We start from the raw sequence: 19,175 nt of genomic DNA on the forward strand, positions 1-19,175 counted from the left end.
GAATTAATTAAGCACCCGAACTATACGTTTGACTTTAAAGATATTTCTGACGGTGACATCGTGTCTTCCATCTGGGATTTCGGCGATAAAAGTCCGTTGGCATCAGGCAGCAATATGACGCATACATACGCCGATACCGGGACCTACTTCGTGCGGATGAAAGTTGTGTCCCGGGAAGGATGTGCCGATTCAGCTGTAAAAAAGGTGCGCATCTCAGGTATACCGGGCAACCTCTCAGTGCCCAACGCCTTTATGCCGAACAGTGTGACGGAAGAACTGAGAAGCTTTAGGGCCAAGGGATCCGGAATCGCAAAATGGCATATGAGGGTCTTTAATAAATGGGGTGAACAGCTGTGGCAAACGGACAGATTAGATAAAAAAGGATCTCCTCTGGATAGCTGGGACGGAACCTGGGAGGGACAGCCTGTGCAACAAGGAATTTACTTTTGGGAGATAACTGCAACGTTTAAAAATGGAACCGAATGGGCAGGAATGACGTATAACAGTTCGGAGCCTAAGAGAACAGGCTCTATACACTTAATAAGATAAGGATGCAACTCAAATCTAAATTAAAAAGCATCATCCTCGCTCTACTTCTGATGATTACGCTGAAAACACGGGGGCAGGATTATATTTATTCGCAATTCTTCAACGCCCCGGTATATCTTAACCCGGCGTTAAATGGAGAGTTTAAAGGAACGTTCCGCGCGAATCTCATCTACCGGAATCAGTGGAGTGCCATGTCAGGCGATCTAAACTACATGACTGCCTCAGCCGACTATCAGTTCCCCAGTATGCCGGGAGCAGTTGGTATTATGTTCAATAGTTCCACTGAAGGAACCGCATACCTAAAGAAAAACAACATCGCCGGGATATACTCGTACAGTGTCGGGTCTGAAGATTTTACAGCCTCCTTCGGAATACAGGCTGGACTTACGAACAGAAAGCTCGACTTTAGTAAACTTGTTTTTTCAGATCAGCTAGATCCCAGGCTGGGTTATGAAGGTTCTCCCTCTGCAGCCGAGGCTCCTTATAATAATAACAAATACTTCTTCGACGCCGGTGCAGGAGTAAATATTGTCTTTAAAAATGCAATGCTTGGCGCTTCCTTTATGCACCTGAACAAACCCGACGAATCATTTACCGGGAGCAGAGTGTATACTCCAGTTCGTACAGCCGTTCATGCAAGTTACCGCTATGCTTTGGACAGAAATGCCATAGACGATGAAGACGGATCATTTTTAATACCGTCGGTCGTCTACTACAAACAAGCTGAGGCAACGTCAATGGCCGCGGGAATGCAATTCAAATATAGAGGTGTTAATGCCGGAGCCTGGTTCAGGACAAACGGCAAGAACCAAAGTGATGCCTTTGTATTTTCCCTGATCTTTGACATTTTTACAAATAGCTACAGAAATCAAAAATTACGGGTTGGAGTAAGCCATGATGCCACCACTAATAAACTCAACTATTCTAACACTAGTGGAACATCCGAACTTAGTGTAGGATTTGAAACAGGTGCGCCGAGAGAGGGGATATGGAGGCTTAAAATGTTACGACTTCTATTAGTCGGATCCAAGCTATTCCTGCGGCCTTGAGTCGTACTCGCTCTGCAAATACTGCCCCAGAGCATTGACTTCTTCTTTGGCCAAACCCCAGTCATCTTGTGACTTCACAAACCATCCACTCTCCCCGTGCTCTAGCAGCAGTGGATGCGGATCCATTAATTGTCTTTCTACCGAATACATGCGATGGTTGAGGTCCATCGGTTCAGCGTACAATTCGCATTCCTGACCTTTTATACTGTAGCTCACTTTGAAACGTTTCATGAGACCAAATTCTTTTGCATGGCTAACAGAAAAATACGTACTGTTGTTTGCAACAGCGGTACAAGTGCGCACTACTTTCAGCTCTTAACCCCAAACAAGGACCGACGACTGGGGTTATAGGATTATATACCTCATCCCTATGAAAACGAAACTTACACTACTCATCAGTATTTTCTTTATTTCCGCAGCAGTTGAATGTGCCGCGCAAACAAGGAACCGGGCAAAACCACGGATCGGTAGAACATCAAATGACACTTCCGGAATCAGGTGGAAACAAAGGAGAATTATGAAAATCACAGATACAACAGGCTTTGGCACTGGAGTCACCAAAGACTCCTTAAGCATCCTTAATACCCGCCCTGGAGAACCGTTATTACCTCCACAGAACAATCCCAACCACCATAATCCCGGATCAAGTGTAGTACACCCTGACAGGCCAGCGTTGCCCCGAACTGAATCGAAAAAAGGGGCCCGTAAATAAGAAAGGAACCGCTTCCTGCGGTTCCTTTGATGATATAACTATTATGGAGAGCGTTAATAACAGAGAGCGTACTTTCTTTTATTTGACAATATAACATTTATCCAGAACTGGACGGTTATACCACATTTCCTCTTCTTTTCCACCGGTTTGTGCCCAGGAAGTGATGTCAGGATATGCGAGTGATATGCTGGTCCTTTCGAGGGGGTACCGGAAGCTGGCTAGTGGGATATTTAAGGCCCAGGGCAGTCGATCTTTCGTTACATACCAGTCGGTGGCAGAATTGTCGCCTTCCCGTAAGACAGGATTGGCAAGTGATGTGCCATTTTTGTAAGGAAGGTGAACTTCGCTTCGTTTCTCGCCCGACGTGCCTTTCGCAAAAATAAAGGGATTAAAAGCATCGTTTAGCAGCGTGACAGGCTCCTTAAAGGTTAAGGTAAAGCTAAAAGTAACAGAGTCGGAATGTGCTTCGTTCGGCAAAGTATTCCAGGTCCTTTGTAGATTTCGGGCGTCGTTAAATAACACAACAACAGCTTTTTCCTGGTTAGCCTCGTAAATAATTGAGCTCTTATTCTTCGCGCTAAGTACAGCTTTGTCGCTGCTCACAGGAAACTCGATCCCAAAACCGCTCCGATTACTTCCCCCGAAGCAATGAGACTGTAAGTAGCATCAATCTTTATAGCCTTGTTTTCTGAATTTTTCGTTATTATATACTTATAGAGGACCACAACATCATTTAGGTCGAAATCGCCCTTGATCGGCCACTTATCTTCAAAAATAAGAGTTGAACCTCCGTTATAGTAATTCACGGAAGTTGTATAAGTATAGGAAGGGAGACCATAGCCCGGATTACAGTCGCTGGCGTTTATGGTTATATCGTCCTTCTTCGTTTCTCTTGCACCATTTGCAAACCTCTCGGATCTTAGATATTGAGCTTCTCTTTTCGCGTAATAAACAACAGCACCTAAAAACTTACCGGAATTCATCGGGCCAGTAAACCGCTCAGTTAAGAATAGCGACTCTTGTCCTGCACCAGTAACACGACCATCCATTGTTCCAAGCACCTTCGTCTGAAAAAGTCCCCCGCCGGTGAAGTTTACGCCCCCCTTGAGTTAAATCCTGTCTTTCCCTCTCCCTCGTCATGCTTCGTTGAGTCATTCTCATTCAACACATAGCCGACGTTAATGAAACTGCTGTTTTTGATCACAGCATCAGATGAAAGAGTTTCCTGAACATACAACGAACAGTAGTTTTCCAGAACACCCGACGAATTTACTTGTACATTTTGAAAATTGGCCTTGCCATAATTTAAAAGCGAAGATCCGGTGTTAATCATAAGCTTACCTTTTATACGAAGCTTGGCATGCTCATAGTTAACAACAGGGGCACTGCCTTCATTTAGGTTAAGGTCTCCTCCTATCGTCAAAGATCCGTAGTTCAAAAACTCCTTTCCCTTTTCCAGTGAAAACCCGCTTGGCACTACTACTGTCCCGTAATTAACAAAAGACGCGTTTCCTCCGATGTTAAAGCGACCTCCCATGACAACAGAAGCACCTTTTGTAATAATAATTTTCGAATTGTTGATCAACTTACCGTCGAACTTCACATTCCTTGCACAAACCTTAATTATCACGGAGACTCCGTCTGCATTGTTGTTAAATTCAAAGCTTACTCCATCTTTCGTGATACAGTAAGTTTTACCGGCATCGCGGGCACTAAGGTCTCTGGAAAAGTCCGACGTGATCTGATCAGCAGACGAACAATCACAAAAAGTCTCAGAAAGAGTGCTGGATAGAATTCCCCTCTTTCCACTGGCATTACTTACCTTATCCTCACTAAAATCGACTGCTACCACAGCATTCCTGACACCCGCTACCTGAGTCACGGATGACCCGTCAGAGGACGTCTTTACAATATATACTTGCTTCACCGCAGAGGAGAAAAAGATTTTTTCGCTATACGGTAGTGCGGGACTAACAAAACCGGTCGCAATAGGACTAGCTCCGTCGGCTGGATTTGCTTCGTATATTGCTAACTTCTGAGGTGAAGACCCCGCTCTGGAGTCACTCACAGAAACGTTGAAAGTAATAGCTTTTGTTGTTGACCAGTCAAAACCTTGCGGTATCACAAGGTCATCCATCTTTCGGATTGCGGTAATCGACTGTTCGTCCTTTTTACACGCACTGATAAGAGAGAGAGTAGCGAGCGCTGAATAAAGTAAGAGTTTTCTCATTGTTGCTTTGTTGCTGCCTTGCCTTAATCCAAGCCAGTGCCAAAACACAACAAAACTGATAATGAACCTTTTACACAAAATCAGAGAACAAAACGCGGTCCTCGAAATGCCGCATTTTATCTATAGACCGGGGAAAAAGTTCCCCTGATTTAATTTCTAATTAAAAAGTTTAGAGTATTCGCGGTATCCCGGCATAGTGTTACTGAACCAATCTCTGTAGAGGTTCCCCCTGATGCAGCCCACTCAGCAAAGTAAAGATACGTCTTCGAAATGTCATTGCCCTCGGAAGGATAAGCAAAGCTCCCCGTAGGGATGTCCAGGCCCCAGGGCAGATTGCGTTCAGATACATAATACTTCCCATTCCCGCTGCGATCGTCAGAACTCCCGAACAGGCTCACGTTGGCAAGGCTTGTCGGCGTTTTGCCTGGCAGGTGAGTTTCGACACCCCGCCCAAAAGTAACCTTCCAAATAAACGGATTATATACCCCAAGGCCAAAATCACTTAGCAAAGTGCGTTTGGTTACACTGAAAGACATTGTATACGTCTTTGCAGGCGACATATTCTCTCCTGTCCGTGTATTCCAGTTAGCTTGTTCAGCCCGTGAGTCTGTAAACAAAATAATCACCGCTTTCGCTTGTCCCGTCTCCAAAGTTCCACCAACTATATTATCAACATCAGCCCTGTCTAGAGGAAACTCAACACCAAAACCGCTTTTGTAATTTCCACCCGTAGCCAGAAGCGTGTAAGTACCCTTTACCTGCACTACTTGATTTTTTGCATCCGTCACTACCTGATATTTATAGCTAATAACAATATCATTTAAATCATAATCGCCCTTAGAAGGCCAAGTATCCTCGAATGCCAGAGTCGATGAGGCACTATTCGAGGCCGACGGATAATAGTTATCAAAAGCCTTTGATGCATCATCCGGGTAGGCGTCGATTGCGTCAGCTACTCCATCGCCGTCCCGGTCAGTGATGGGGGCAACGCCATTCCCTTCAGCATTACAAGAAGACGATGGAATATATAGATCGCACCCGATTTTCGCCCCGCCGGTAAAGTTGCCATTATTCACCTCTATGCCATTTGCATCACAGTACTGAACACTCTTGGCAATGGTCGCACTGTTAATCGTCGAGTTTCCGGCCACTTTAATGAGAGAGGTTGAGCCGTATCCTACTATAGATGCATTTACAAAAATATTCGTTGTGCTGAACATTGCACTATTATATAAGCCGAGCTCACCACTGTTCAGGTAACTGGTATTATCAGCCCGGATATAACTGTAGTTCTTCATCACGCCATTGTTATGATACTCGTTTCTAGCGTATAGAGAACAGTTATTCACAAAGGTGCCGGAGTTCAGTCTGAAGCTGTCATTTGTTATAATCTTTCCTCCATTAAGTCCTGTATTTGCTGAATTAAAGTTCAAACTTCCTCCAACATTCACCGTCCCGCTATTCGTGAAGGTCGAACCTGAATTTAAATTAAAATCGTAGCGGACAGAAACAGTACCATTGTTGGTGAAAATGCCATCCACGTTAAAACCACTATCAAAGTTTATCGTCCCGTTATTCTCCAGATACGTTGCAGCTCCGTTCATATTGATACTGCCCGCTGAAACTACTAGGCCTGAAGATATTATAAGCTTCGCCGACTGATTAAGGTTTATGTAATTCAATCTGACATTATTGCCAGTCACGCGAACAGTCGCCGATACATTACAATTGATCCCGATTGAAACATTGCTTGCTGTTATGCAGACCACTTCATTTTCCTTGTCTAATGAGTAATCGCCAGACGAAGTAATTGAACGCGTACATGAAGGCTCTGCTGAAAGACCAGCAAAAGAATTTTTTCCAGCTGTCATAACGGCGCGCGTAAGCCCTTCCGGTCCAACAGTAACTGAAACGGAGGCGGCCCCAACATCAACTACCCCTGACACAGAAGAGCCGTCCGGGGCTGTTTTAAGCAGATAGACCGTCCGAATGTCTGAACTCAGGGCTAATTTAACATTAAAAGAGCTAATCAGAGAAGCCGCTCCTCGTGCTATCAAAACTCCACCGTCAGCAGGATCTGCATCATAAAGCGATATCTGATGTATCGCATCCTGAAACCTCGAATCCGAAATAGCGATATTAAAAGTGACTAGCCTGGAACTCTCCCAGGTAAAGTCATCGGGCACCTCTACTGCTTCTAAACTTACCCCTTCCCTGATATTTTCCTTGCGGCAGGACAAAATAAGTAAGATGGTGGGTACAATCACCATCAGCATCAATTTTCTCATAAACTCCTTTATACTTTATGTTGGGGCTCCTTTATTCCGATACCTTTGTACGAGCGTCAAACAATAAGGTTTCAACCAACAGCGCCGCATCAATTCTTTAATGTACTCTTTAAAGTACAAAGTTGACCAATAAAAAAATCAATTGCCTATAGTGAAATAATATTAGCTAAGCCGTAATGCCCTCCTAGTGAACAATTTGCGATTTGGAGGCTCATTTGGTGTAAATGTTGTGCATCCAAATTAACACACATTTATTATTCACTTAATAAAAATGAAAACAACAATGAAAAGAATAATTCTACTTGCAGCTGGCTTCCTTGTTGGAGGTACTGCTTTTGCTCAGATCGGAACACCTAGTGCAGCACCTGGAAAAACCCGTTGGGGATTAAAAGTTGGGGTTAATTTACCGAAGTACCATGTCACCAATACAGAGGGCGAAGATTCAGAATCGAAATCTACAACTAACTTCCACGTCACTGGTTATGCCGATGTGCCTGTAAGCAATTACTTCTATGTGCAGCCTGGTATCTCCTTGCAGGGAAAAGGAGGAAAATTAGCGGAGAACAAGCAATTAAACACGAAATGGGAATATAACACCATGGAGATCGGAGTGCCAATCAACTTTGTTGGAAAGCTTCCGGTCGGACCTATGTCTAACCTCTATCTCGGCGCAGGCCCCTATGTATCGTTTGCCGTCGGAGGTGAATCTAAGGTAACCGCCGGAGGAACAACAACGAAAGAAGACCTTAAGTTCGGAAGTGATCGTGGAAATAACCTAAAACGTACTGACGCCGGCCTTAACTTCCTTGGAGGAGTTGAAATCAACAGCTTTAATATAGGCGCAGGCTATGGCCTTGGTCTTGTCGACTTAAGACCTGAAGGCGAGGGTGGTAACGGAAAACTATCGAACCGCGTGTGGTCATTCTCCGTTGGTTATTCCTTCTAAGACCATCTATCTTTTTATCTATACAAAGAACATTCATGAGCTGCGCTCACAAACAGGGCTGAAAGTTGCATGAATGTTCTTCTTGGCTTTTTAAAAACAAATACACCTTCAAGAAAAAGTTCCGTTACCCATCGTAGCGGAACTTTTTTTATTGGTACTTTTAGGGCGTGAATGCGCTGCGTTTTCTCCTCACTGTCCTCTTGCTGCTCACACTCGGCACAGCAGTTAAAGCTCAGAAGGTGGGCCTGGTATTAAGTGGCGGAGGAGCCAAAGGACTGGCACACATAGGCACACTGAAAGCCCTCGAAGAAAATCACATTCCAATTGACTATATCACAGGTACCAGCATGGGCGGTGTGGTGGGCAGCCTGTATTCAGCGGGCTATACCCCATCAGAAATTGAATACCTCGCCCTTAGCAGCAGCTTTCAGGACTGGGTGAATGGCCGTTTTGAAAGCAGCTATAAGCATTATTACCGTAAGAAGCCCGAAAATCCCTCGGTTCTGTCCATCAAGCTTCAGGTGGAAAAAGGATTGCACCCACGGTTCCGGTCTTCACTGATTAACGACATCCCCTTAAATTTTGCACTGCTTGAACTGCTTTCTCAGGCCTCTGCTAACTCACGAAACAACTTTGATAGTTTATTTGTGCCGTTCAGGTGCATAGTATCTGACGTTCTTTCTGAGAAAACCATAGCCGCCGGCAAGGGAAGCCTGGTCGAAGCAGTCCGTGGTACAATGGCAGTCCCCCTTGTCTACCGCCCCGTTAAGGTCGACGGCAAATATGTATTCGATGGCGGCCTTTACAACAATTTCCCGGTAGACGTCATGAAGAAGGACTTCCGCCCCGACTACATCATCGGCGTCAACGTTTCATCCAAGATCTTTAACGAATACCCGAAAGACATAGACGAGCGTCTGATCGACCGTTTCCTGCTATACATGTTCCTTGCCAAAACAGACTCCACCTCAATTGGTCCAAACGGCGTTTACATTCAGCCTGACATTTCTTCCTACACCAGCTCCAATTTCGCGCCGGTAGCTGAACTGATCAGAAAGGGCTATGAAGCTACCATGGCAGAGATGCCGCAGATCAAGGCAGCGATACGGCGTCGTACAACGGAAGACTCCCTGGCCCGCGCACGCTTCAGCTTCCTCAACCGCCGCCCGCCCCTCACTTTTCACGATTTCGAAGTCACAGGAATTAACTCCCGGCAGAAAAAGTACGTCCAGGACTTATTCAGCCAGAATAAAAAGAACTTAAGTCTGCACGACCTGCGGAAAGGCTACTATAAGCTCGTAGCCGATGATAACTTCGAGACGGTATATCCAAAAATGGTGTACGATCCGGTAAAGGACAACTATAATTTTGAGCTTAAGGTACGACCGGAGAGCAGTTTCAGGGTCGACATAGGCGGCTTTATCTCTACCCGTCCTATCAGCAACACGTACCTCGGCCTCCAGTATAATTACCTGCGGAAGAGATCATACACCATCGGCACCAACTTCTACCTCGGCCGCTTCTACGAGTCTGCCCAGGTATCGTCAAGGGTGGATTATCCGGGGAACAAGCCATTCTTCCTTGAAGCACAGCTTACTTACAACCACTGGAACTACCTGAACTCCAGTAAAATATTCCTGTCTAATGTAAATCCTCTTTACCTGGAACAATCAGACAGGAAGGCCGTACTTAAGGGCGGAATTCCTCTTTCGCATAATGGAAAATTTGAACTGCAGGCAGGATACCTCAACCAGCAAGACGGCTATAGCCCGGATAACACGTTCCGCACAGGCGATATCTTTGACCAGACCTATTTTAAAGCGTTCACCACCGGTTTCCGCCTTGAGAAAAACACCTTGAACAGAAAGCAGTACGCAAGCCGGGGATTGTGGTTTAGCCTTCAGGGAGATTTCTATTCCGGTGCTGAACATTACACGCCGGGCAACCGCTACAGGGACGAACCCGGCTTCGCGCAGCTGATCAGTCAGCGTCACCATCATGACTGGTTCCGGCTGAAGGTTTCCCAGGAACAATATGTAAATTTGACAAAGACCTACAGCCTCGGCTTCCTTTACGAAGGCGTGCTGAGTAACAAGTCGTTCTTTAGCAATTACCGCTCAACTATTCTTAGTGCTCCTGCTTTTTACCCCATGCAAGACTCAAGATCGCTCTACCTGGAGAATTTCAGAGCGAACTCTTACGCCGCTGTTGGGATCAAAAACGTCTTATCCCTGCGCCGCAACCTCGACTTTCGCGCCGAAAGCTTTCTTTTCCAGCCTGTAGAGCCCTTCGAAAGGAAAAGCCTGCAGTCGGCAGCGTATAAAGGTATTTTTTCCATACGCTCTTACGCCGCTACAGCAGGACTGGTATACCACTCTCCGGCCGGCCCGATCGGTCTCAGCTTCAACCATTACACCGATCCCCAGAAAAATTACGGGGTGATGTTTCATATCGGCCACACTCTTTATAACAAACGAAGTTTAGAATAGAGGGCTTCTTTAAGAGGTCACACTACGTCAAAAAGAAAGAACATGAAAAAGAACATTTGTCTGATCATCCTGAGTTTCATACTCCTGCAATCCGCCGTTGCGCAGACCGACAGTCTCAATAATTTCATAGTAAAAGAAAACCTGCTGAAGAATGATAAGCTCGCCATCATCGCGGCCGATAAGGATGAAAAGCCGGAAGAAGGGGTAAAAGGCACCTATTTGTTCAGCATCAACGGGTTCAAGCAGGAACTTACCTTTCATGATGGAGTAGCCGTAGCACCGCAGCAGATTAACAAATCCACCTTTGTCTATCTAAAGCACGAGAACGATAACGGAACGCATGCCAAGCTATACTACGTGATCAAGAAAGAAAGCGGACTTAACCCGATCAAAATCAACTGGATGATGCTGGTGCTGATCCCGCTCGGCCTGGTGATTATAGCCGGAATGTTCAGGAAATTTATCGTCTTCGCCGTTATTATTCTGGTTGTGCTCCTTGTATTTAATTCCAACAAAGGACTGGGAATTCCCACCTTTTTCGAGACAATCTTTGACGGGATAAAATCGATGATCTGGTAGACAGGCTAGCAGAATCAGGCCTGGATCAAGAACTCAAAACGGCATTCCGATACCGAAGTTATATTGCAGAAAGCGGTATTGGTCCGGTGAATTGGTACGCGAATACTCAGCCTTAAACTCTTCACGCGAACTGCGGCTGAAGAGATGCTTTACCACCCACTGGTCAGAAAACTGGGGGTCCTTCACCTTTGCTCCCACATCCAGGCGGAAGACAAAGTACTGCAAGTCAAAACGAAGTCCGGCGCCGGCTCCTATGGCTACCTGATCCAGGAATTTCCCGAACCGGAACTCTCCGTTCTCAAAGCCCTGGGTCTTCTTATACCGCCACACGTTTCCGAAGTCGACGAACGAAGCACCTTTCAGCTTCGCCCCAAGAAAACTGTTCATGATCTTAAACCGGTACTCCACATTTCCTTCCAGCTTAATCTCGCCATATTGATCCAGGAAAGTGAGGTTCTTCCTGGCTTCTTCTGTTTCAATTGAACTGCGATTATAACGTCCCGGTCCCAACGTCCTCGCCTGCCATGCTCGTACACCGGAAAAGCCTCCCGCGTAGAACATCCTCTCAAAGGGAATACTTACCGAGTCGGTGTTTCCGTAGGTGTTTCCGTACGGCACCACGATCCCCGGGTTGATACGGGCAACCAATTGCCGCTCGCCTCCAAGATGCTTATAATACCGCAGATCTATTTCACCCTTGGTATACTGAAGGTACCTCAACCCGAGAAAATTCCGAAAGCCGAGACTGTCTTTCTCGAAATGTAACAACTTGGCAACCAGACCAAAGGTATTCCCCCCGAGATCGGTTAAGCCTCTGAAATAAAAGAAGTCATTGTAAGAATTTAACTTGTTGGCGTTATAAGTGTAAGTATAGATGCTTCCAAGGTTAAAATAGCGACGGTCGTTTGTCTTGATGTAGGCTTCATACCCTCTGGCCCTGATAGAATCTTTAAATTTCGGATCAAGTCGGCCGTCTCTGTATTCCACATTTACCGGAGTAAGGCTATGCAGCTTGTTCCTGTCCTGCAGCCAGTCGTACGTAATTGAATTGATGTACAAACGATTGCGAAAAGCACCGGGCTGATTAAAGAGCTGCATGCTGCTTGAGAAAGTAGTATGAGGAATGCCTGTTCCAATCTTAGAGGGCACGCGGAAAGGCACCAGTAGTCGCGGAATGATCAGGTTAACGCCCAGCTGAAAATCGCGGTTAAACACGTTACCCCAGACGCTCCGCCCTCCGCGATTGTCGAACATGATGCCATAGCGCAGCTTCACATCCAGCTGTTCTGCTCCGCCAAAGAGGTTTCGGTTTGTATAGGTATTCCCGATGTTAAAGCCGTTTCTTCCCGAATTAAAAGTATATTCTCCTTCCACCCGGTTGCTCATCCTCTTCAGCGGCGATGCATCAATGGTCACATTGAGGCTCGAGCTATCCGGATCCTTTTCGTATTCAATCTTCAGCGTGCGGAACACGTTGAGCTCGTAAAGCCGGTCATAGGTCAGGTTCTCGCGCGTGACGCTATAAGGAGCTCCATAATCAAGAAAGATATAGCGCGACAAGGGCTTGTATCTGAAACGATGAGAATAGTCCCGGAAATAAAGATGCGAATCAATTACAGCGGTATCCGGACGTATATTGCGCATCCGTCCCGTTGAGGTCCGGATGGTCATAAGGGTCTCGTTATTGATATAATACTGTCTGTGGGTGGTTTTCCCCGGCGGATTGTAAATCTGAAGTTTCACGTCTACCCTGCTCGACGACAGAGAACTGTCCAGCCCCACGTGGATATACTGCTTAACAAAATCGTAATAGCCGTTATCTTTCAGCAGGGTGTAGGTGCTGTTAATCTCGTTCATCACCGAATCAGCATCGTACCGGTTTCCGCTTCTGATTTGAGTAAATCCGGCCCGGTTCTTTTCGTACAAGCTCCTGACGGTCGTGTCGGGTATTTCGTAAGTAAAGTTGCGTATAGAAAAGGCCGGCCCCTGCTCCGCGGTGAAGGTGATATAGGCCTTCTTCTTTTTTACCTTGATTTCATTGGTAACGCGGGCCTTGAAATAACCCTTATAAACCAGAAATTTCTGAATCTCGCGGGTAGAGATATCAACGAGCGAACTGTCAAGCAGATGCGGCGCCTCACCAATATTCTTCAGACGCGTGGTTTTATACTTGCCGTGCCTGGTATTAAAAAAATTGAACAAGGCCAGATTAAAACGTGAATTCGGCATGATATCCTGCTGGATATACAATGAAGCGTCTTCCCTCAGCTCTTTATCCACCCCCTTTAACTTCACATCCTTTACAAGCGCCTGATCTTCGTTCAGGTAGCGCGTGCCGGAACAACCGTCTAATATGACTGCCAAAAACAGTATACTTGCAGCAAAGAAAAGACGAAAGGTACAATATGCTTTCAAAATCCCAAATCAGTTTTGTAAATGCATTACATCAAAAAAAATACAGAAAGGAGCATGCGCTCTTCATTGCAGAAGGCTCCAAATCAATAACTGAATTTCTCGCTTCTGATTATTCAGTAGACACCGTTTTTTATACTCCTGATGCGCTGCCAAATTTGAGCAAATTATCACAAAAAGTAAAACAGCTTGAAATCAGCGCCAGCGAGCTCAAAAAAATCAGTGCACTGCAGGCTCCCCAGGATGCGCTTGCCCTTGTTCGCATCCCAGAAAGAACTAACTTAAACGTTGAAAGTTTTAAAAAGAAGTTCACTATCATGCTCGACGGCGTGCAGGATCCCGGAAATATGGGGACGATCATCCGCACAGCCGACTGGTTTGGCTTTTCTGAGATCGTTTGTTCACAAGACACGGTCGAAGCATATAACCCGAAGGTTGTGCAGGCAACGATGGGATCTCTCGCCCGCATCAAAGTATACTATGCGAATCTCGAAGAGCTGGTTGAGCAAGCAGCAATTCCGGTATTAGGGGCCGTCCTCGACGGAACCTCTGTCTATGAAAGCTCTTTCGGCAAAGAAGGCTTCATCGTCCTGGGAAATGAAGGCAATGGCCTTTCGCCGACGCTCCAGCGCGCTCTTACCAAAAGAATCACCATTCCAAGGTTTGGCAAGGCCGAATCGCTCAATGTAGCAATCTCGGCAGCTATCCTCTGTTCGGAGCTGCGAAGGAAAAGCTAAGACGAAAAAGAAAACTAAAAATTCAATTTTTATCAATCCTGATTGCCGAATTAAAAATAATTACTATTTTTGCACTCCCTCGAACAGGGTCGGATGGCCGAGTGGCTAGGCAGAGGTCTGCAAAACCTCGTACAGCGGTTCGAATCCGCTTCCGACCTCACAGGATTAATAGATAAAAAGAAAACCATGGGAGTTACACGTTTAAAAAGAAAAGATAGAAGAAACAAAACGGTTTCACGCCTGGAAGTTCAGTTCCTGAAGCTTGGCCGCAACATTGAAACTGGCAGCCGTTCTAAGGAATCAGCAACTAGCCAGCTGGCCAAGAATAATGCAGTACTTGCTCAAATCGAAGCGCAGTCTAAATAAGACAGTTTACTCCAGCCTTTTCCAGGCTTTAAAGAATATCTAAAGAGGATCCTTAAAAAGTGTCCTCTTTTTTTATTGGCCTTTTCACGGATCAAGGCATCAAGGATCAAACTAAAAAGTCCGGGGGATGAATAATTAAGCCAAAATTTTCATTAGGCGATACATAAAGAAGCTGATGTTTCGCACACCTCTGAACTGGCTTCGCAGGACTTTGATTTTAGCATTGAAAGATTGAGACCAACTGGGTCAGCCCTTTCGATCCCTTAAGGATATCTCACCGTGCCATTTCTCTCAGCAAACCTCCATTAATGGATCGATTTCTAACGGCGTTCCCTCAAGAGGACGGAAAGAACGTCGGGGCAAATCAGGGCCCCTCCTGGCTCACAAAAGAAGAGCGGAACTTTCTCCCTAAAGGCAGCCGGATTTCCAGAATGCCGTAAGACTTTCTTCTCGAACTTCATAGTGTACCATCGCTTTAGGAAAAGGCATCCAAATTAACCATCAGGCTAAACCGAGACCTTCGTGTACATATTTTACATTAAGCTTTACCGGCGCGCAGCAGCCCCCGGTTAATTTGCTTGACAATAGCCGGTCCCTGGTAGATAAAACCGGTATATACCTGGATCAAGGAGGCACCTGCATCCAGCTTCTCAATAGCATCTTCCGGGGTGTGAATCCCTCCCACTCCTACGATAGGGAAAGCCTTTCCCGACTTCTCAGACAAATAGCGGATCACCTCTGTAGATCGCTTTGTCAGTGGCTTTCCACTCAAGCCGCCCGTTTCAGAAGTAAGCTTAGCAGGCGAAACCAGGCCATCACGCCCAATTGTCGTATTGGTCGCGATCACACCCGCAATACCTGTCTCCTTAACGATTTCTATAATGTCGTCAAGCTGGTCGTTCGTTAGGTCCGGCGCAATCTTCAGGAGAATCGGTCTCGATACCCCGTCTTTTGAATTGCGCTGCTGAAGAGTATGCAGGATGTGCTTAAGCGGCTCCTTTTCCTGTAAAGCTCTCAAACCCGGCGTATTGGGCGAACTCACATTCACTACAAAATAATCCACTACATCAAAAAGCGCGTCAAAGCACTTGATATAATCGTTTACCGCGTTCTCATTCGGAGTAAGTTTATTCTTTCCAATATTCCCGCCAATGATCAGACCGTTCCTCTTGAGATAGCGCAGATGACCTGCAGCAACCTCTGCTCCTTTGTTATTAAAGCCCATCCGGTTAATCAGTCCTTCGTCCTTAGGTAGACGGAACATCCGTGGCAGATCATTCCCCGGCTGAGGCAAGGGGGTTACCGTTCCAATCTCAATAAAGCCGAATCCAAAATTTGCCAGTTCTTTTACCAGCTCCGCATTTTTATCGAAACCGGCGCCCAAACCCACGGGATTCTTAAACTTCAAGCCAAACACTTCCCGCTCAAGCCGTGAATCGTTCAAATGAAATGCCGACTTTTGCAAAGCCGCCACTCCCGGGACCTTGTTAGCTGCCCGAAGCACTGTAGTTACAAAATGATGGATGTCTTCAGGGGCAAACTTGAAAAGCAAAGGTCTTATGAGATGGTACATGCGGCAAAAATACGGACTTTTACGTGATCAGCATGTGTTTTTTTATCTACATGAACAGAAGCGCGACCCTCAGCACACCAAAGGCTGTCAAATACACCCATGCGTCCGCCCCTTCTTATTCAATTAGCGACTCGTTTAATGTTAAAGCTTATCTTTGCTCCATAAATCCGCAAACACGTGTCAAATAGCTCAGAAGTGCTTTCTCTCGTCGCCACAGCCGACGGCTCCAATACATTATTCAATGCACAGGTGGGCGAGCACTATCACTCCCGCCATGGTGCCCTGCAGGAAAGCAAGCACGTATTCCTGAATTCCGGGCTAAAGTTCTTACTCGAAAAAGAGCGTAGAAATCACGCCGACATCCTCGAAGTCGGCTTCGGCACCGGACTAAACTTCTTGCTGACAGCCGACTACTGCACCTTTTCATCTATAAAACTCTCTTACACCGGTATTGAGGCTTACCCTCTTTTTGAAGACTTGATTTTCAATACAGGATACGACCGCTTTGTCTCAGAAGAGACCTGGAATCAGTTCGTTTACGCTTATGCTACTGCACAGAAAGAGGAATGCCAGTTCAGTCAGCTTTGTTCATTAAGGATATCAGTTGAAAAGCTCGAACACTTCCAGACAGGACAGAGCTTCGATTTGATCTACTTTGATGCTTTTGCAGCGATCCATCAGCCCGAAATGTGGAGCAACGACATGATTGAAAAATGCGCGGCTTACCTGCGGCCGGGTGGCGTCTTTGTTACGTATGCCATTACCGGCAACCTGAAAAGATGCCTCAAAGCAGCCGGCTTCTCTGTTGAGAAGGCCCCCGGCGCGCCGGGAAAAAGAGAGATGCTCCGCGCAGTAAGAGAATTTTGACAAGCCGCTGTTCGGGCTTTTCATCCCCGGGAGGCATAAGTTGCTCCAAAAATTCATTATCTTTATTGTGACGCTCGAATGGGCCATGGCCACCCTTGGCTAAGGGTTTGCAGGTTGATCTCTCTTGTTCGCTTCAAGAGCGCTATTGTACCGTTCTTCCTATATAACATAGCCGTTATGCGTGCGGGGTATCTCCGGGGTGAGTCCGGGTTGAGTGCGGGTATTTCCAACAAAACACCGCAGTCAATCCGCACGCACCGCAGACTCTCCCCCCACTGAAAACGATAGAAGTACGGCACAGGATATAATCAGAAACGTACCGTTTGTTTAACTATGCAAATTAAGCTTCTTCTCCAGCCAATGCTCTTTTTTCGGAGATCTTCGCCCTGCTTGCATTAACTGTTCCCTTGACCAGATCACTAATAGCATGACCTGCCGAGCCCTCGTTCGAAATGTAGGTCTGATCGTAAATTATTATTTTTTGTTATCATATCAGAACAAAATAATCTCTAGATTTAACTGTCATTGTTCCTTCGTTATCCCCGGTCGACTAATGCAGGAAAACAAGCACAAAAAAAAGCTCCTGCAGAAAAAAGAGCGAAAATCTTTCAGATGTTACAATACCCTAATGCCCGGCAGATGAAGTGGGTACTCCTCATGTTCTCATCACTGCTCACCCTGATGCTTCTTCTAGGCAGTGATCTCCATAGTAGCTCAGACGGAAATGACTATGTCGGTTTTCCATTTCGATTCTACAGCTATTTTGGAGGCAAACGCCATATAGCTTTCAGGCATCAATTTGACCTTTTTGCTCTGTTGGCTGACTTGCTCATTCTTTTGCTGCTTTCATTGGTCGCACTAATGCGGCCGGGCAAAAAGCAATAACAGCTGCTCTGTACGAACCGCCTAAAACAGGCTTCTTTTCCTCAAATATTACTGGCAATAACAAAACCCGAGGCCCAGGCCCACTGGAAATTGTAGCCTCCAAGCCAGCCGGTAACGTCGACGCATTCGCCGCCGAAGAATAAGCCCGGGACTTTCTTTGCCTCAAGCGTCTTAGATGAGAGCTCGCCGGTAGCGACGCCGCCTCGCATCACCTCGGCTTTGTCGTAGCCTTTGTCGCCTGCAGGTTTTACCTTAAAATGGTGAATCAACTGCTCAATCTGCAACAGATCGGCCTTATTTAACGAGGCAAGGTTCTTGTCTACGGGGAGGTATTTGGCAAGGGCTTCTGCAAACTTTCTGGAATAAAGTGAGGCGAGCAGGGTCAAAAGGAGCTTTTTGCCGTTTTCGTTACGTTCCCGCTCAATCAAAGCAAGGATGCGAGACGAGGGCAGCAGGTCGATCTCCAGGCTTTCCCCAGCTTCCCAGTATGATGAGATCTGAAGTATGGCCGGACCACTAAGTCCCCAGTGCGTAAAGAGGATATTCTCTTCAAAGCTGATCCGCTCATTGCTCACTCTGCAAAACACGCTGTTTCCTGAAAGCTGGGCGAACCAGTCGGCATCCCTGCCCGTCACTGTAAGCGGAACAAGCGCAGGTGCCGGCTTTACTACCCGGAGGCCAAACTGCCGGGCAATGCGGAGGCCGAAGTCAGACGCTCCCAGCTTTTTGACGGGCAGTCCCCCGCTGGCTACGACCAGCCGTGCCGTGCGAATAACGCTGGGCCTGCCCTCCGCAAGGAAGGAAACTTCAAAATCACCCTGTGCTTCTTTAGCCACGGAAGTGACCTCACAGTCGTACCGGATCTCTTGTCCCAGGTCGGCACAGAGCGAAACAAATACGTCTACAATATCGCGGGCCTTATTATTTTCCGGAAACAGCTGCCCAAGCTTCTTCTCCTTCCCGTAAATGCCATAGGTTTCAAAGAACGTGATAGTATCCTCGACCGTCCATTGTGAGAAGGCGGACTTACAGAAATGTTCGTTTTCTGAGACGAAGTTTGATGCCGCAGTGTACAGGTTGGTATAGTTGCACCTCCCCCCACCTGAAATCAGGATCTTCGCGCCCGCATTGGGATTACGTTCGAGGATCAGCACTCTTTTTCCTAAAAAGCCGGCCTGAACTGCGCACATCAGTCCACAGGCCCCTGCCCCTATTATTACAGCATCGTACATTCTATATCGCCTGTTTCTTTCTACTATTACTTACTCGTTTACCTCTGCCGTAACACCCTCGACTCTGATGTACCTCAAAAGGCTTCTTTGCGTCTCACCCCCTTTGAAAGCCGCTATTCGCTTCCTGTCAGAGGCTGCGCTTTACCGCATCTTAATTCAGGGCGGCCGACTGTCCTCCCATACCATCAACCGATATTCATCCTGCGCCGGCATCTTGGGGACCATCCATCCTCTGCCCCTTGACCGGCTTTAGCATCGCCG

At 46.5% G+C, this 19,175-nt stretch carries 15 protein-coding genes, 1 tRNA gene and 1 pseudogene; 10 read left to right on the forward strand and 7 right to left on the reverse strand.

The features are described 5' to 3' along the window. The first annotated feature begins 6 nt into the window (after positions 1-6). Both ACES2C_RS19100 and ACES2C_RS19105 read left to right on the forward strand, forming a co-directional pair. Positions 7-549 (forward strand): PKD domain-containing protein, encoded by a 543-nt coding sequence (locus ACES2C_RS19100; protein WP_374166990.1) that lies wholly within the window; start codon positions 7-9, stop codon positions 547-549. Between the two features lie 2 nt (positions 550-551). Next, entirely contained in the window at positions 552-1,598 is a 1,047-nt protein-coding gene (locus tag ACES2C_RS19105) for a PorP/SprF family type IX secretion system membrane protein (protein WP_374164652.1), read from the forward strand. Here ACES2C_RS19105 and ACES2C_RS19110 read toward each other — a convergent pair. The 4 genes and pseudogenes from ACES2C_RS19110 to ACES2C_RS19125 form a co-directional block, all read right to left on the reverse strand. Next, positions 1,581-1,829 (reverse strand): hypothetical protein, encoded by a 249-nt coding sequence (locus tag ACES2C_RS19110; RefSeq protein WP_374164653.1) that lies wholly within the window; start codon positions 1,827-1,829, stop codon positions 1,581-1,583. The genes ACES2C_RS19105 and ACES2C_RS19110 overlap by 18 nt on opposite strands. Positions 1,830-2,388: 559 nt before the next feature. Then, positions 2,389-3,359: pseudogene (locus ACES2C_RS19115) on the reverse strand (LruC domain-containing protein). Between the two features lie 44 nt (positions 3,360-3,403). Continuing rightward, entirely contained in the window at positions 3,404-4,540 is a 1,137-nt protein-coding gene (locus tag ACES2C_RS19120; RefSeq protein ID WP_374164654.1) for a hypothetical protein, read from the reverse strand. Positions 4,541-4,689: 149 nt separating this feature from the next. Next, positions 4,690-6,828, reverse strand: a complete 2,139-nt coding sequence (locus ACES2C_RS19125) for an LruC domain-containing protein (protein WP_374164655.1) — start codon at positions 6,826-6,828, stop codon at positions 4,690-4,692. A gap of 283 nt (positions 6,829-7,111) precedes the next feature. Between ACES2C_RS19125 and ACES2C_RS19130 the strand changes: the two genes are divergently transcribed. From ACES2C_RS19130 to ACES2C_RS19140, 3 genes are all read left to right on the forward strand, one after another. Then, the gene (locus tag ACES2C_RS19130) at positions 7,112-7,774 is read left to right on the forward strand and encodes an outer membrane beta-barrel protein (protein WP_374164656.1); all 663 of its coding nucleotides are present in this window, start codon (positions 7,112-7,114) and stop codon (positions 7,772-7,774) included. A gap of 167 nt (positions 7,775-7,941) precedes the next feature. Next, positions 7,942-10,263, forward strand: coding sequence for a patatin-like phospholipase family protein (locus ACES2C_RS19135; protein ID WP_374164657.1), 2,322 nt, complete (start codon positions 7,942-7,944; stop codon positions 10,261-10,263). A 42-nt stretch (positions 10,264-10,305) separates the two neighbouring features. Next, positions 10,306-10,842, forward strand: coding sequence for a hypothetical protein (locus ACES2C_RS19140; protein ID WP_374164658.1), 537 nt, complete (start codon positions 10,306-10,308; stop codon positions 10,840-10,842). Positions 10,843-10,875: 33 nt separating this feature from the next. Here the strand turns inward: ACES2C_RS19140 and ACES2C_RS19145 are convergent, their stop codons facing one another. Continuing rightward, entirely contained in the window at positions 10,876-13,206 is a 2,331-nt protein-coding gene (locus ACES2C_RS19145) for a BamA/TamA family outer membrane protein (RefSeq protein WP_374164659.1), read from the reverse strand. Positions 13,207-13,247: 41 nt separating this feature from the next. Between ACES2C_RS19145 and ACES2C_RS19150 the strand changes: the two genes are divergently transcribed. The 3 genes from ACES2C_RS19150 (at position 13,248) to ACES2C_RS19160 (ending at position 14,357) form a co-directional block, all read left to right on the forward strand. After that, a complete protein-coding gene (locus tag ACES2C_RS19150; protein WP_374164660.1) occupies positions 13,248-13,991 on the forward strand; it encodes a TrmH family RNA methyltransferase in 744 nt (247 codons plus the stop codon). Positions 13,992-14,078: 87 nt separating this feature from the next. Beyond that, positions 14,079-14,149: transfer RNA gene (locus tag ACES2C_RS19155), tRNA-Cys, on the forward strand. 28 nt (positions 14,150-14,177) lie between these two features. Next, positions 14,178-14,357: a spore protein gene (locus tag ACES2C_RS19160; RefSeq protein ID WP_374164661.1), complete on the forward strand. Its 180-nt coding sequence runs from the start codon at positions 14,178-14,180 to the stop codon at positions 14,355-14,357. A 538-nt stretch (positions 14,358-14,895) separates the two neighbouring features. On the opposite strand, the gene ACES2C_RS19165 is transcribed toward ACES2C_RS19160, so the two are convergent. Beyond that, complete coding sequence (locus ACES2C_RS19165; RefSeq protein WP_374164662.1) at positions 14,896-15,930, reverse strand: quinone-dependent dihydroorotate dehydrogenase; 1,035 nt, start codon at positions 15,928-15,930, stop codon at positions 14,896-14,898. 177 nt (positions 15,931-16,107) lie between these two features. Between ACES2C_RS19165 and mnmD the strand changes: the two genes are divergently transcribed. Both mnmD and ACES2C_RS19175 read left to right on the forward strand, forming a co-directional pair. Further along, a complete protein-coding gene (gene mnmD, locus ACES2C_RS19170) occupies positions 16,108-16,797 on the forward strand; it encodes a tRNA (5-methylaminomethyl-2-thiouridine)(34)-methyltransferase MnmD (protein WP_374164663.1) in 690 nt (229 codons plus the stop codon). 612 nt (positions 16,798-17,409) lie between these two features. Then, a complete protein-coding gene (locus tag ACES2C_RS19175) occupies positions 17,410-17,682 on the forward strand; it encodes a hypothetical protein (protein WP_374164664.1) in 273 nt (90 codons plus the stop codon). Between the two features lie 41 nt (positions 17,683-17,723). Here ACES2C_RS19175 and ACES2C_RS19180 read toward each other — a convergent pair whose 3' ends face one another. Then, a complete protein-coding gene (locus ACES2C_RS19180) occupies positions 17,724-18,914 on the reverse strand; it encodes an NAD(P)/FAD-dependent oxidoreductase (RefSeq protein WP_374164665.1) in 1,191 nt (396 codons plus the stop codon). Positions 18,915-19,175: the final 261 nt, after the last annotated feature.

This window comes from Arcticibacter sp. MXS-1 (assembly GCF_041902385.1).
In the GTDB taxonomy this organism is placed as follows: Bacteria; Bacteroidota; Bacteroidia; order Sphingobacteriales; family Sphingobacteriaceae; genus Arcticibacter.